Origin of the sequence: Pectinatus frisingensis, from assembly GCF_014076555.1 — a bacterium.
Taxonomy (GTDB): Bacteria; Bacillota; Negativicutes; order Selenomonadales; family Selenomonadaceae; genus Pectinatus; species Pectinatus frisingensis.
Window position 1 is genome coordinate 296,023 of sequence record NZ_CP045424.1, and the last position, 14,938, is coordinate 310,960.

Consider the following 14,938-nt stretch of genomic DNA (forward strand, 5'->3'; position numbering starts at 1 on the left):
ATTTATAAATAACAGGTGTCTTATTATGGATGAAAAAGAGTTTACTATATATACGGATACTCCCGCTCAAACGAAGCAGCTGGGAGCTTTTTTAGGTAAAACCGGTCGAACAGGGGTTGTGATTTGCCTACAAGGCGGCCTCGGTGCCGGAAAGACTACACTGACACAAGGGCTGGTTGAGTTTTTGCATGCCGGCGGGGCACTAAGTCCGACATTTAATCTGATGAATGTTTATAAAGGCGATGTGACAATATATCATTTTGACTTGTATCGATTGGAATCAGAAGAAGAACTTTATGAAATGGGTTTTTATGAATATGCACAGGAAGATGGCGATGTGATTGTCATTGAATGGCCGGATAAATTTTGGCGGGCAGTTCCAGAAGATAATTTACAGCTGTATTTGCAGCCTGCTGAAAATGGCAGACGGATGATACAGATAAAATTAAATGGTGAGAAGTACAGCAGAATTTATGAGGAGTTGAAAAAAATATGCCAATCCTGGCAATAGATACAGCTACTATGGTTTCAAGCGCAGCGGTAGCAACACATGACAGACTGTTGTCGGAGGTTACTATGCAGTTAAAAAAGCCTCAATCAGAAGTACTTATGGATCATATAATAGATGCTTTGACTATAGCTCAGACGGGGAAAAATGATTTAACAGCAATCGCTGTTAATATTGGGCCTGGTTCATTTACAGGTCTTAGGATCGGGATGGCAGCAGCAAAGATGATGGCGTATGCGTTGAAGATTCCTATAGTTGGAATTGATGCAGGGACGATACTAGCTTATCATTTTCCTGTGGAAAACGTTTATTCGGCAGTATTTATTGATGCTCAGAAAGAAAATGTGTATTTTGCTGTCTATAATTGGCAGAATAGGCAGCTTGTCACAGTGAAGCCGATGACGGTGATGAAATTGGAAGCGGCGCTGGAGATATGCAGAAAAATGGATTATCCTGTTATTGCCTTGGGAGATATAGCACAGAAAAAACAATCGTTATTTGCTGAACGCGCCAATATTCATCTGGCACCGCCTTATCTTATAATGCCGCGGGCAGCTAACGTTGCTTTTGCTGGTTTGGCGAAACTGGACAGAAATTTACCCGATAATATAATGACTATGGAACCACTCTATATCAGACGTTCGGAGGCGGAAGTACTCTGGGAAAAGCGACAGAAGGATTGTAATAAATGAAAGTGGAATATAGAAAGATGCTTCCGTCAGATGCAGCCGCTGTGGAAGTGGTAGAGAAAAGTTGTTTTTCTATGCCATGGTCCAGACAATCATTTTGGGAAGAGGCAGTTAAAAAAGATGCATATTATCTTTTGGCAGTTGACTGCTCGACTGATATAGAAGTGGTCATCGGTTACGTTGGAGTATGGCTTATCTTTGGTGAGGGACATATAACCAATGTTGCCTTGATGCCACATTATCAAGGTCGGGGAATAGCATCGGCGATGATAAAAAAAATAATTATGATTATACGTTCTATGGGAATAAATTCCATGACATTGGAAGTTCGTCCTTCTAATAACAAAGCTTTGAGACTGTATCAGAAATTTGGATTTAAAAGTGTGGGACGGCGGCCGCATTACTATCTCGATAATAATGAGGATGCAGAGATAATGTGGTTGATATTTAAATAAGCAGCTAATATATTTGATAATGGGTGGAGATGAGACAATAAATGCATCAGTATTTGTTTTATATAGGAAGTTTTCCGGTACGTTCCTATGGATTGGTTTTATCATTGAGTATTATTCTGGCAGTTGGGGTTGGTTATTTTCTGGCGAAGCAGGATGGCAGATGGCATAAATATGTTGTTGACATGGGCATTTATTGTGGTATGGCAGGAATCATTGGGGCACGGTTATGGGATGTTTTTTTCTTTGATTGGGATTATTATGGCAATCATATCACAGAAATATTTAATGTTTGGCAAGGTGGAATGGCAATACAAGGTGGTATTTTTTTAGGAACTATTGTCGGTATAATATATGCCAAAAAGCATAATATAGATGTATTAGCAATGGCTGATATTCTCGCTCCGGCAATGATTTTGGGGCAGGCACTGGGAAGGTGTGCCAATTTACTTAATGGTGATGCTTTCGGAGCTCCTACTGGTACCAGCTACGGAATTATTTATCCGGTTACCACTCTGGCTCATCGTGTATATGGCAGTCAGCCTTTGTGGCCGGCAGAAGTTTGGGAAGGACAATTGGATATTGTCATTTTTGCGTTATTATTAATTTTTCGTTCTTTTAAACATGGGCGTGGACAGGCCTTTACACTGTATATAATGCTTTATTCAGCAGCGCGATTTTTCTTGGAATATTTGCGTGGTGACTATAGTCAATTGGTTTTTGGCTTGTGTACATCGGCTCAAATGACCAGCGTGATAGCATTTTTACTGGCCTTTATCGGTTTTATTTATTTCGGCTGGCGTGATAAGACCGTGAACATGAAAAATAGAATATCATCCAGTAAACATGGTAAAAAGACAAAATAAAGATTATTTTGCATAATAATGCAGGTATGATAAAGCAAGGGAGGCGAAAGTATGGGTTGGAAAAAGCATTTGATTATGGGGCTGATACTGATTTTGCTGATGGGAATACAGTCAAGGACATTTGCAGCTCAACCGAATATCCGCGTTGGTTTATGGACTCAGCAAACCAATGTGACAGTCTCAGCAAATGAAGTCTTTGAAATAAGAGACCCGGGAACAAATGATCGATTTGGTAAATTCACAACAGGAACGAGGGTATTAATAACACAGAAAAATAACCGTTTGTATGTGAATGATCTTCCGGTAAAAAGTATTGTATTATCTGTGCAGGCAATTGACGAAAATGGACGTGTCGAAGTGAATAATAAAGCTTATCGCGGCAAGATACTGATAAAAAAAATGGACAATGGGATGACTGTGATAAATGATCTGCCATTAGAGCAATATTTATACAGTGTAGTGCCTGAAGAAATGCCTTCTTCGTGGCCGATAGAGGCATTGAAAGCACAAGCGGTTGCAGCGAGAAGTTATGCCATTTATAGTATGAACCGTCATGAAGCGGAGGGGTACGATGTTTGTGCGTTGACACATTGCCAGGTTTATGGCGGGAGTAATGTGGAAAATGAGATAGCTGCAAAAGCAGTCGATGCGACGAGAGGACAGGTACTGCTTTATGATCATAAACCAATATTTGCAGCATTTCATGCCAGCTCAGGCGGCAGTACGGAAAATAGTGAGGACGTATGGGGAACATTTATACCATATCTGCGGTCAGTTACTGATTATGATCAAAATTCGCCTGATTATCACTGGATGGTACAGTTCACACCAGCTGATTTAAGCCAATTGCTCAGTCAGTATGGTTATAATATCGGAACACTGCAGTCGATTACATTATCGGATTTTAACAGTGGACAGTCAGATCGCAGTGTTGGTGGTGCAGTAAAAGAAGTGGTTTTCAGCGGTTCCCAAAACACAGTGGAATTGACCGGCAGTAAGGTGCGCAGTATTTTAGGATTAAAGAGTACGAAATTTGCTATTGGCGTGTTTGTACCGTTGCCTAAAAAGATCGATGTTGCCATTGCCCGCAATTCAGGATACAATAAGTCTATTGATGTGAATTTGCCGGATTATCAAGTACCGAAAATGATGACTGGTTCAAAAAATATTCATCTTATTACCGATAGTAATGAAGAGATAATTAAAGTAGAGGGATATGGTTCAGGACATCGTGTCGGCATGTCTCAGTGGGGGGCTAAAGCTCTTGCTGAACAAGGCTATGATTATCAAAGCATCTTATATACGTACTATACAGAAGTATCAATAGGAAATTGGTACTGATAAAGGAGACAGATACTGGCTTATGTTATTGACAGATTTTGATTATGATTTACCGGAAGAACTTATAGCGCAGACACCATGTGAAAAGCGCGATCATTCCCGTTTAATGGTACTTGATAGACATGATGGAGCTGTTCAGCATGAGTATTTTTTTGATGTGAAGAAATATCTCAGACCAGGGGATACTCTGGTGTTTAATAATACTCGGGTAATACCGGCACGACTTATTGGGCATCGCGATGAAACTGGTGGTAAGGTAGAAGTTTTCCTATTAAGACGCACTGAAGGCAATAAATGGGAAGTGTTGGTGAAACCCGGTAAAAAGGCTAAAATAGGTGATGTTATTAAATTTGGTGCAGAACTTACCTGCAGAATATTGGAACATACGGATTTTGGCGGACGTGTAGTAGAATTTTTTTATGATGGCATATGGGAGGAAATACTTGACAGATTGGGACAAACACCATTGCCTCCGTATATACATGAAAAACTTGCTGATAAAGAACGTTATCAAACAGTTTATGCTAAGGAAAACGGCTCGGCGGCGGCTCCCACTGCAGGGTTGCATTTTACGAAGAAACTGATGGGGGAAATTAAAGATATGGGTGTTAATCTTGAGTTTATAACACTGCATGTTGGATTAGGAACTTTTCGTCCGGTTAATGAGGAAAATATTGAAGATCATGTGATGCATACGGAATATTTTCATATTGACAAGGATACTGCTGAACGGATAAATGCAGCCAGAAAACTTGGCGGCAGAATAATTGCAGTAGGAACTACTTCTATTAGGACATTGGAGTCAGCGGCTTCGGCGGACGGTATATTACCAGCTAAAAGTGGAGAAACGGGGATATTTATTTATCCAGGTTATAAGTTTAAAATAGTGGATGGAATTATAACGAATTTTCATTTGCCTAAATCCACACTTATAATGCTTATCAGTGCTTTTGCCGGCAGAGAATTTACTTTGAGGGCATATAATGTTGCTGTGCAGAAACGGTATCGTTTTTTTAGCTTTGGTGATGCAATGTTGATTCTATGAAAATTTGAAAAATAAAAATACTAATGGCCGGTAATTTATTGATTACCGGCCATTAGTATATATCAGGTTATGTGTTTAAAATTCTTCATAAACTGTCGGATCTTGGTTGAAATTGCGGCCGTTGGGTTTGGTAAGGCTGGATATACGCGTCATTTCATCATCAGTCAGTTGAAAATCAAATATGGTGAGATTTTCAATTTGGTGAATCTGACTTGTGGCTTTGGGAATAGGCAGGGCCTTTAGCTGAATATGCCAGCGCAAGATAATTTGTGAGGCTGACTTGTTATGGTTTTGTGCAATGTCTGCGATGATATCATTCTTCACTAATGCTATGCCCCGACCAAGCGGACTCCAGGATTGTGTCACAATATTGTGGGTTTCATCCCAGGCACGTTGGGGAGCCTGATTAAAATAAGGGTGTAGTTCGATTTGATTGATGCTGGGGCATACATCTGTTTCGGCTATTAATTGATTAATATGTTCCGGTAAAAAATTGCAGACACCGATGGAGCGGATATAACCTCTTTTTTTTGCTTCAATTAGTGCACGCCAAGAATCAACATATTTATTGACACGGGGATTTGGCCAGTGGATTAAATATAAATCATAGTAATCAACACCGGTGCGGTATAGTGATTCTTCGATGGTTGACAAGGCTTCATGATATTCATGGTGGCGCCCGGGGAGTTTGGAACAAAGAAATAATTGGTCGCGGGGAATAGAACTTTCCCTGACAGCGCGGCCAAGAGTTCCTTCATTTTCATAATTAAAGGCAGAATCAAGCAGACGATAACCAACGTCAATGGCATCTTTTATGGCTGTGACACCTGAGGCTCCTTCTAATTTATAGGTACCAAAACCTATTGCCGGTATCTGCAGGCCATCATTTAAAAGAATGGTGGGAACAGTGTTGGACATAATGCACACCTCTTTCATTTTTTAGTGTTTTTCTGATGTCTAAATAAACCCGCTGTATTTCAAGTTAATAGCCTGAAAGCAGCGGGTATCAAGTGTTGAGTAAGGACGTATGAGATAAAATATTACGCGGTTTTGGGTAATTGATTCCAAAGACGGCGGAAGGCACCTTTTTGTGCTTCCGGCGTGCGTATGATTTTCTTTTCTAATTCTTCAGCAGTTTTTATTGGACGAACGGCAGTATATAAATCATCAAGTGTTTTAAAATCTTCCATTCGCAATGAATTTAGATAAGCGTACTCAGGGATGGCATCCATTTTTTTGTGCAAACGATCACGATAGGCATCAGCGTTAGGATTGTGAACGCCGTTTACTATTGCTGCCGTTTCCTTTAAATCGAGCATTTCACGCATAGAATCACTCATCATAGCTATATCAAACTCCTCTTTATTACTTAATACATTAATTATACTGCGCTATTTTTGCAGGTGCAATAGTTATTAGATTTTGCATCAGATGATAATTATTGCATGACAAAAGTTTAATACAATAAAATAGCAGCTTTGCTGTTAGCAGCAAAACTGCTTTTTTTATTAATTTTTGTTCATTTTATTATAAGCAGTAACTATTTTATTGAACAACGTATCATTAGGTGTAATTTCAGAGTATTTTTGTATGGCTTGTTTAATATCATTGTTTTTAATAAAAGATTGTATTTCGACAGCTTGTTCATCTTCAGCATAATCGAATAAATAAGCGGCAGCAACAGCCTTTACCAAATGGTCGTTTTTCAGGCCGTAGTTTTCAGTCAGCATTGCCGGACCTATTAGACGGTCATTCCTACTGAGTTTTCTTATCGGTGAACGGCCAACACGCGTCACTTCATCGTGTAAGTCTTTAAGAGAAATACGTTTCAGGATTTTTTGGATAAATAATTCTAGTTCATCCATCTTGAAAGGAAACTTTTTAGTCATCATCAAAGCTGATTCACGCATTACTGCTAAGACATCGGTGTGAATTTCTTTATTATTTAACGCATCATATATAGTAGGCAGCTTATGATAATAGCCAAGATATGCTGCAGTGGCATGTCCGCAATTGAACACATAAAGTTTTCTTTCTAAATACATGCCTAGATTATCAGCGTATTCAGCACCCTTTATTGGCTGGCTGGACGGATCCTTGAGTTTGTTTTTTTCGATGACCAGTTCAAAGGATGTTTCTATCTGGGGAATGCGAATGCCATCCTGTTCAGTGCTGAGAGCGATGCGGTCAACAGCTACATTGGGAAAACAACCAATGGAATCCAATGCTTGTTCCGATAAGGGCGTTTTACATTCCATTAGAGCTTTTTTGAGTATATCAGTAGCATAAAAAGCATTTTCACATGATAAAATGTTTACTTTTTCCTTGTGCTGGATAATGCGCTGCTTTAGACCTTTAGCTAAAGTACCGGCGATTTTTGGTAAATTATCTACACAGACAGAAGTAGTGATGATATCTGCATCAACGATGGAGGCGATAGCTTTATCTTCATCGGTTATAGGTGAGATGGCACATACTTTGTCAATAACTTCTTTACGATAATTATCATTTATTATATAAACGTCATAAGTATGGGTCTTATTTATATAATCAACTGTATGCTTGTCCACTTCGATAAAAGTGATGTCAAAGCCGGAATTGTGGAGTAGTTCTCCTATAAATCCGCGGCCAATATTACCAGCACCAAAATGTACTGCTTTCATTGTGAACTCCTCCTGATGGTTATGATTAAATTCAGGCGGTGGTCATACCACCTGAATTTAAGTTTAAACCGGTTTAATTATTTTGTAAATAAATCAAAGATTTCTTGAGCGGTTTTTGCATTTTTTAGCATGTCGGCCGCGTGTTCATTTTCATCAAGCATCGTGGCGATATTGGCAAGGATTGTCAGATGTTCATTACCTATACCGGCAATACCAATGACAATATAGGCTGTTTCGTCATCAAATTTGACACCTTGCGGAAACTGTAGGACAGAAAGGCCGGAAGCTTTTATATCACTTTTAGCGGAGTTTTCACCATGTGGAATGGCAACACCCTTGCCAATGTATGTGCTCACTTGTTCTTCACGGTGCAGCATAGCTTTGATGTATGCTTTATCTACATATCCTCCATCGACAAGAATTTGACCGGCCATTTTTATAGCTTCATCGCGTGACACGCTAGTCAATCCAATTTTGATATTGCTGAGTTTAAGCAAATTTTTATTAAAATTAGAGGGTTTAGGAGTGTCGGCAGATATATTACTTTGGGTTATTCCGGCACTTTTTATTCTGTCGATTAAAATATCAAAAACATTATTCTGTAGAAAATCAGTTACAAAAATATGTTCAGCTTGCGGTGAGGCTTTTTTTGCGCGTTCAGCAAGTTTTTCGTGTGATACTACTATTTGGGCATCAGCCGGTATGTTTTCAATAGCACAGTTAGTAATTGAGATTTGAGGATAGCCGGCCTTTTTAAATTTATTTCTCAAAGCGCTGGCACCCATTGCGGAAGAACCCATTCCGGCGTCACAGGCATAAATAATTTTTTTAATTTGGGCTCCATTGATAACAGTTTCATTTTCGGATATTTTGCCGCGATTTTTCATGGCCTTCATACTGGTTTGGGCAGTTTCCAGTGACCCCTCGCTGTCGGTATCTTTGGATGATTTTAAGATTATTGATGAAATTATAAAAGAAACGACTGTAGCAGCTGTAACAGCCGCTATATTAGCAAAGTAGGCACCTTTAGGTGTCATTGCCAATACGGCAAAGATGCTTCCAGGAGATGCAGGAGCAATAAGGCCGCCATTTAAAAGATGAAGAGTAAATACTCCTGTCATACCAGCAGGAATCAAAGCGATAAGGAGAAGCGGTTTCATTAATACATATGGAAAATATATTTCGTGAATACCACCAAGAAAGTGAATAATTATGGCACCGGGTGCGGAACCTTTAGCTGCACCCTTACCAAATAAACAAAAAGCAAGCAGCATGCCAAAACCTGGACCGGGATTGGCTTCAATCAGGAAGAATAATGATTTGCCAAAAGTCTGCGATTCCTGAACTCCGATAGGAGTGAAAATACCGTGATTGATAGCATTATTTAGAAATAGTATCTTGCCCGGTTCCACAAGGATGGAAACCAGAGGAATGAGATTGACATTGACAAGAAATTCTACTGCAGTCCGCAGAACATTGTTAAGGGCAAGTACTACGGGTCCGATGACCATGTAAGCAATTACTGCTAATATAGCTCCCAGAATACCGGCAGAGAAGTTATTGACAAGCATTTCAAAACCGGCAGGAATACTTTCTTCAAAGGCGTCATCAAATTTTTTGATGCACCAGCCACCAAAGGGACCCATTATCATGGCTCCTAAAAACATTGGGATATCGGCACCGGCTATTACACCGGCTGTGGCTATTGCACCGACAACACCACCACGGTGACCATAAATGGCGCGACCACCGCTATAACCGATCAATAGTGGAATCAGCCATTGTACCATTGGACCACTGGCTTTGGCAAGGTAAGCATTAGGTGTCCAACCAGTAGGAATGAATAATGCAGTTAATAACCCCCAGGCGATGAATGCGCCGATGTTTGGCATTACCATGCCACTTAAAAAACGGCCAAATACCTGAACTTTTTCTTGCAGGGTATTGCTGTTTGTAGTTTCAGACATAGTTTAAACCTCCGTATTAATTATATAACTGATATTTTCAGGAAATGTATAAGTTATATATAGTTTTTATGAACATAAATTGATTATTTCAGTAACGAATTGATTTTTTTTTGCAGGAAATTCTTAAGGATGTTTTCCAAAGCCAGTTTGATTTCTGGTTTGCTATTATTGGTTATAACAGAAGCAAACAGCCAATTTTCAACTAATGCCTCAGTTATTGCGCCCATTGTTTCAGCATTTTCTTTTTTATCATCGTCGGGAATGATCATTATAATAGAAGCAACAAATTGGTCAGAATTCTTGATGAGTTCAGGTTTTATTTTCACGATAGCAAAATGTGGATAACTGACATTAGTACGGCAATGCAGCAATATGATTTTTTGTTCATGCAGATAAGTGCTGCCGTATTTTTCTCGCTCGAAAAGTGCCTGCATAATCGTCTGTGGAGTAGCTTTACTGTCTTTTATAGCAAAACTTATTCGGTTGATAATATGCGCAGTATTGATACTGGTGAAATCATCAAGGAAAACAAATGTATTTAATATATTTAGTATGGCCTGCTGATAATGCATCATGTGATTTATAATTTCGGTGAGTGAAAACTGTCGACTGCAGGAGCCTATATTTCTTTTGGCAGTATATTTGAGCTTTGCCAGAAAAGTGTTTATCAACTGAATGTCTTCTTGCTTTAACAAAGCATTGATCACTAATACCGGTACCGGGGCATTGGTAATAGGAACGGTGGATAGAATGAAATCAATTTGCCGTTTATTTAGTTCTTGTGTGTCAAACCGCAGTGCAGAAATGATATCCATTATTTGAATATTATTAAACTCATGTTTTATTCTCGATGCCAATAATTTTGAAGATCCTAATCCTGTAGGACAGGCGATAGCTGCATGGTATTTTATATTTGAATCGGATTGGATATTTTCGAGAGCGGCACCTAAATGCATGGCAATATAAGCAATTTCTGATTCGGGGATACGTGTGTCGACCACTTTTTGCAATACAGTGCAGCAGATTTGACTGAGCTGCATAAGTGATGCGTAGTTTTCCTTAATGTCTTCCAAAAGAGGGTTACGAATATCCATTCCCATTTTTAAACGACTTATTGAGGGACCAAGGTGGTTTACCAGGCCAATGAGCAGTTTTTCATTATTATCTAATTTTTTACCAGTTTCAGCTTGAGCAATTTTTATGATTTTTTTAGCCAGCTGAACCAGCTGAAAATTAGGAATAAATGGTGTGCTGCCAGTGTAGTACTGATTGCGTGTACCCAGGAGATGCATGGCTATATAGCCTATTTCCTCAACGGGAACTTTAATGGCAAAAATTTGTTCTATTGATTTTGCTATTCGACGGCTTATTACAAATTCGTGTTTATCGGTGATATTTTTTAAAAAAGAGTCATCAAATGTTATTTTTTCCTTTTGGTTCATGCGTTGTATGGCCAAAGCAAGATGAATGAGCAAGCCTGCATAGGCATTATCGGAAAGTTTGAATGCTTCTTGTGATTCCATTTGGTGGATGACTGTTTCCAGTTTGCGAAGAATCTGTGTATCAACAAGATTCAGCAAACGTTGTGATGAACTATTCACCAAGTCTTTTTCATTGGAATCTTTCGCTAAAGTGTTGTGTAGAATTTCGATTAGATCAGTTTCGTCGATATTTTCGTAAATGTAATGCAATATGGCTTTACGAATATCTTTTTCCGAGCCGCTGACATATACACCTAAGCCTGGTTTGCGAATAAGTGTAAGTCGATGGGAAGTAAACCAATTTTCAAGTTTATCAAGATCACTGCTTATAGTGCTTTCGGCAACATTTAAATGCAGGGCCAGTTCAAATAATTTCATCGGTTGTTGATTTTGCAGAAGACGTGCTGTCAGAAAACCAGCGCGTTCCTTCGGTTGATAGACTACTTTTTCCGGAACAGTGGAAAAAGTATCTTTGATATTATCGATTGTTTCTGTGCTGCCGGTTATGCGAATACCGACACCTTGCTTTTTATCCAATTGAACGGTGTATCCGCTTAGCAGTGAATTAATTTTAGGCAGTTCGCGGATGATCGTTTTCGGACTTACCTGTAGTTCAGCAGCAATGTCGCTGATAGTCATAAAATTTTTTTGTTTACATAAGATAAGAATGATATTTTTTGTTCGTGGATTGATTTCTCCTTTATTCAATTTTGGACCTCCTAATGATCATTTAGAAGTGGAATCACGCTACTTAATTAAGTTAATTTTATTATAAAAGATAATAAAGTGATATACAATCAAAAGACCTATTGATAAGTACCAATCAATTGAGGACAAAATCGAATATAACAAAAAGGAGCTGACACACATAAACATTTTTATTCATAAATATATAGCAATTCCGTTCCCTTCACTCGTTTCTAAAAGAGCGGAAATAGGATATGTATCTTTATGAGGTTCAATGTTGTTTGTATGGCAACTCCATAGTTTGCTGCTATATTATAATTTGTCGATATCTATTTGCGTGATGGTATTGACAAGAACATCAGCAATACTTAAATCTTGTTTACCGCTATTGGGATTTTGAAAACCGATGCAGGTCATACCGGCACGCTTGGCGGCTGTAGCACCGTTATGAGAATCCTCCAGAACGAAACAGTCCGACGGTAGGACATCAAGACGTTTTGCTGCTGTAAGATATATATCGGGGGCCGGTTTACCATGTTCTACTTCATCACCACTTAACAAAAATTGAAAATAATTATTGAGGTTTAGATTGTTTATTATCACTTTGATGAACTCCATTGGTGAAGATGAAGCGACTGCTGTTGGGATAGAAGCTTTTTGCAGCTTGAGCAGCAATTCCGGAATACCGGTAATAGCCTCAAGCTGCATGCAGGATGTTCGTTCGATAAGTTGTCGGTCATATTTATTGACAGTATCTTCAACAGATATATTTAAGTTATAGTCTTTTTTTAAGTTATTAAATATATGTGTTATTGTGAGGCCGCACAGTGAATCAAGATATCTTTCATCGGGGATGATATTGAGGTCGTGGATTAAGTCTATGACAATTTTGTTATGCAGTGGTTCACTGTCGATTATCACACCATCCATATCAAAAATAAAGGCCTTCATCAATAATTTAGTCCTCCTAATGGAATATTAAAAAACTAAAGGCTGCCGCATCAGTTACTGCGGCAGCCAGTGAAAAATCTGTTTTTGCAGATAGATTGTGAAACAACATAAAAGTATCCGCCGAAATATAGTAGATTAAAAATAATTATTCAACAGTTACAGATTTTGCCAGATTACGCGGTTTATCGACATCACAGCCACGGGTTATGGCTGTATAATAAGCTAGTAATTGAAGTGGAACGACTGTCAAAAGCGGAATCAGCAGTTCATCAGTAGCCGGAACTTTGATTACGTGATCAACATATTTTATCAGTTCGGAATCATTTTCTGACGTTATGCCAATGACGATTGCGTCACGAGCTTTGATTTCTTTTATATTACTGATGGTTTTTTCATAAACACTTTTTTGTGTGGCTAGGGCAATAACTGGAACCCCTTTGACAATGAGCGCCAGGGTACCATGTTTTAATTCGCCGGCAGCATAGGCTTCAGCGTGAATATATGAGATTTCTTTTAATTTCAATGCGCCTTCGAGAGCAACATTATAATCCAGCGACCGGCCAATAAAAAATACGTCTTCATTAAAACCATATTGTTTGGCGAATGTCTTAATTGGATCAGTATCTTCCAGTGTTCTGCTAATTTGGTCTGGCAGGGCACGTAATTGTGTAAGCAGCTGCTTAGTGCGATCAGCAGAGATACATTTTTTGATACCGGCCATGTACATGGCCAACAGGAACATAGTTACAAGCTGAGTTGTATATGCTTTGGTTGATGCAACGGCAATTTCCGGGCCGGCCCAGGTATAAATCACCTCATCGGCCTCACGGGCAATAGAAGATCCCACTACATTGGTTATAGCAAGTGTCTTGCCACCAAGCCGTTTAGTTTCTTTTAAAGCAGCCAGGGTGTCAATTGTTTCACCGGATTGACTTATTACTATGACCAGGGTATGTTCGTCAATAATTGGGGAGCGGTAACGAAATTCGGAAGCAATGTCAACTTCCACCGGTATACGGACAAGTTTTTCGATATAATACTTACCTACGAGACCAGCATGATATGCCGTACCACAAGCAACAATGAAGATTTTGTGGAAAGAGTCAAGATATTCCCTATTCCATTTTAATTCATCAAGGATTACTGATGAATTATCTTTGGCAATACGAGATGTTATAGTGTCTCGCACAGCTTTAGGCTGTTCATGGATTTCTTTGAGCATAAAATGTTCGTAACCGCCCTTTTCGGCAGCTTCTGCATTCCAATTTACTTCAAAAACTTTTTTTGTTATGGGCAGACCTTCACGGTTGGTTATCCAGATGGAATCTTTTTTTACGACAGCGATTTCACCATCGTTTATTATATAATTACGACGTGTGTAACCAATAATGGCAGGAATATCTGAGGCAATAAAGTTCTCACCCTCACCAAGTCCAATGACCAATGGATTATCTTTTTTTGTGCAGATGAGTTTATCAGGATCTCTTCTGGACATAAATAAGAGAGAGTATGAACCTTCGATGCGTTTCAGGACTTCACGTACCGCGGTTTCGAAATCACCATCATATAATTCTTCCAGCAGATGTACAGCTACTTCTGTATCTGTTTCCGAAAGAAATTTGTGGCCTCTGGCAATCAAATCTTCTTTCAGCTGCATGTAATTTTCGATTATGCCATTATGGACAACGGCAAAATCACCTTTACAATCCATATGAGGATGGGCATTCACATCAGATGGACCACCATGGGTAGCCCAGCGAGTGTGTCCAATACCAATGGTACCTTTAGGTTCATGTCCTCTGATTTTTGCCTTTAAAGCGTCAAGACGGCCAACGCATTTTTCCAGATTTATCTTTTCACCGTCAAATACTGCAATACCAGCGGAATCATAACCACGATATTCAAGCTTGGTAAGCCCGTCAATAAGAAAGGGCTCTGCTTGTTTATTTCCAACATAACCAACAATACCACACATATACGATACCTCCAAAATAAAATAATTATTAAAGATGTATCTGCCAATCCTTAATTTTTGTATTGTCCCACAAGTCACCTCGTGGTTTTGACAAATTTTGCGACCGGATTATAGCCGAGAGGCATCCGCTGAATATTCGACAACCTCTTCCTCGTCTTCTCACTTGATTGTGAGAGCCAGCGCTAAGCTGTATGCTTTTGCAGAACAAAGTCCTCCTTTTTGCTGTCTGATTTACGGCAGATTGTAGCAGACAAACATAGAAGATACAAAAATAATATATTCATTTCTGTATCTTCCATATTCTAATATATAC

Annotated in this window: 13 protein-coding genes; 6 read left to right on the top strand and 7 right to left on the bottom strand. The window is 39.0% G+C overall.

Features of this window, described 5'->3' with window-relative positions; translation table 11 throughout:
* Positions 1-25: 25 nt before the first annotated feature.
* From tsaE to queA, 6 genes are read left to right on the top strand one after another with little or no spacing between them, the layout of a single operon-like run.
* Entirely contained in the window at positions 26-511 is a 486-nt protein-coding gene (gene tsaE, locus F8M42_RS01395; RefSeq protein WP_182187637.1) for a tRNA (adenosine(37)-N6)-threonylcarbamoyltransferase complex ATPase subunit type 1 TsaE, read from the top strand.
* A complete protein-coding gene (tsaB, locus tag F8M42_RS01400; protein ID WP_182187638.1) occupies positions 493-1,200 on the top strand; it encodes a tRNA (adenosine(37)-N6)-threonylcarbamoyltransferase complex dimerization subunit type 1 TsaB in 708 nt (235 codons plus the stop codon). Before tsaE ends, tsaB begins: the two co-directional genes overlap by 19 nt.
* Positions 1,197-1,652 (top strand): ribosomal protein S18-alanine N-acetyltransferase, encoded by a 456-nt coding sequence (gene rimI / locus F8M42_RS01405; RefSeq protein ID WP_182187639.1) that lies wholly within the window; start codon positions 1,197-1,199, stop codon positions 1,650-1,652. Before tsaB ends, rimI begins: the two co-directional genes overlap by 4 nt.
* A gap of 41 nt (positions 1,653-1,693) precedes the next feature.
* Positions 1,694-2,515, top strand: a complete 822-nt coding sequence (gene lgt, locus F8M42_RS01410; protein ID WP_182187640.1) for a prolipoprotein diacylglyceryl transferase — start codon at positions 1,694-1,696, stop codon at positions 2,513-2,515.
* Positions 2,516-2,566: 51 nt separating this feature from the next.
* Positions 2,567-3,856 (top strand): SpoIID/LytB domain-containing protein, encoded by a 1,290-nt coding sequence (locus F8M42_RS01415; protein WP_182187641.1) that lies wholly within the window; start codon positions 2,567-2,569, stop codon positions 3,854-3,856.
* A gap of 22 nt (positions 3,857-3,878) precedes the next feature.
* Complete coding sequence (gene queA, locus F8M42_RS01420) at positions 3,879-4,901, top strand: tRNA preQ1(34) S-adenosylmethionine ribosyltransferase-isomerase QueA (protein ID WP_182187642.1); 1,023 nt, start codon at positions 3,879-3,881, stop codon at positions 4,899-4,901.
* A 75-nt stretch (positions 4,902-4,976) separates the two neighbouring features.
* Here queA and F8M42_RS01425 read toward each other — a convergent pair whose 3' ends face one another.
* From F8M42_RS01425 to glmS, 7 genes are all read right to left on the bottom strand, one after another.
* Positions 4,977-5,819, bottom strand: a complete 843-nt coding sequence (locus F8M42_RS01425; protein ID WP_182187643.1) for an aldo/keto reductase — start codon at positions 5,817-5,819, stop codon at positions 4,977-4,979.
* A 122-nt stretch (positions 5,820-5,941) separates the two neighbouring features.
* Complete coding sequence (locus tag F8M42_RS01430; RefSeq protein ID WP_182187644.1) at positions 5,942-6,244, bottom strand: hypothetical protein; 303 nt, start codon at positions 6,242-6,244, stop codon at positions 5,942-5,944.
* 165 nt (positions 6,245-6,409) lie between these two features.
* Complete coding sequence (locus tag F8M42_RS01435) at positions 6,410-7,564, bottom strand: mannitol-1-phosphate 5-dehydrogenase (RefSeq protein ID WP_182187645.1); 1,155 nt, start codon at positions 7,562-7,564, stop codon at positions 6,410-6,412.
* A 77-nt stretch (positions 7,565-7,641) separates the two neighbouring features.
* On the bottom strand, positions 7,642-9,531 hold the full coding sequence (locus F8M42_RS01440) for a PTS mannitol transporter subunit IICBA (protein WP_182187646.1): 1,890 nt from the start codon (positions 9,529-9,531) through the stop codon (positions 7,642-7,644).
* 83 nt (positions 9,532-9,614) lie between these two features.
* Entirely contained in the window at positions 9,615-11,720 is a 2,106-nt protein-coding gene (locus F8M42_RS01445; protein ID WP_182187647.1) for a BglG family transcription antiterminator, read from the bottom strand.
* 291 nt (positions 11,721-12,011) lie between these two features.
* The gene (locus tag F8M42_RS01450; RefSeq protein ID WP_196595362.1) at positions 12,012-12,650 is read right to left on the bottom strand and encodes an HAD family hydrolase; all 639 of its coding nucleotides are present in this window, start codon (positions 12,648-12,650) and stop codon (positions 12,012-12,014) included.
* A 145-nt stretch (positions 12,651-12,795) separates the two neighbouring features.
* Positions 12,796-14,625 (bottom strand): glutamine--fructose-6-phosphate transaminase (isomerizing), encoded by a 1,830-nt coding sequence (gene glmS, locus F8M42_RS01455; RefSeq protein ID WP_182187649.1) that lies wholly within the window; start codon positions 14,623-14,625, stop codon positions 12,796-12,798.
* Positions 14,626-14,938 lie beyond the last annotated feature (313 nt).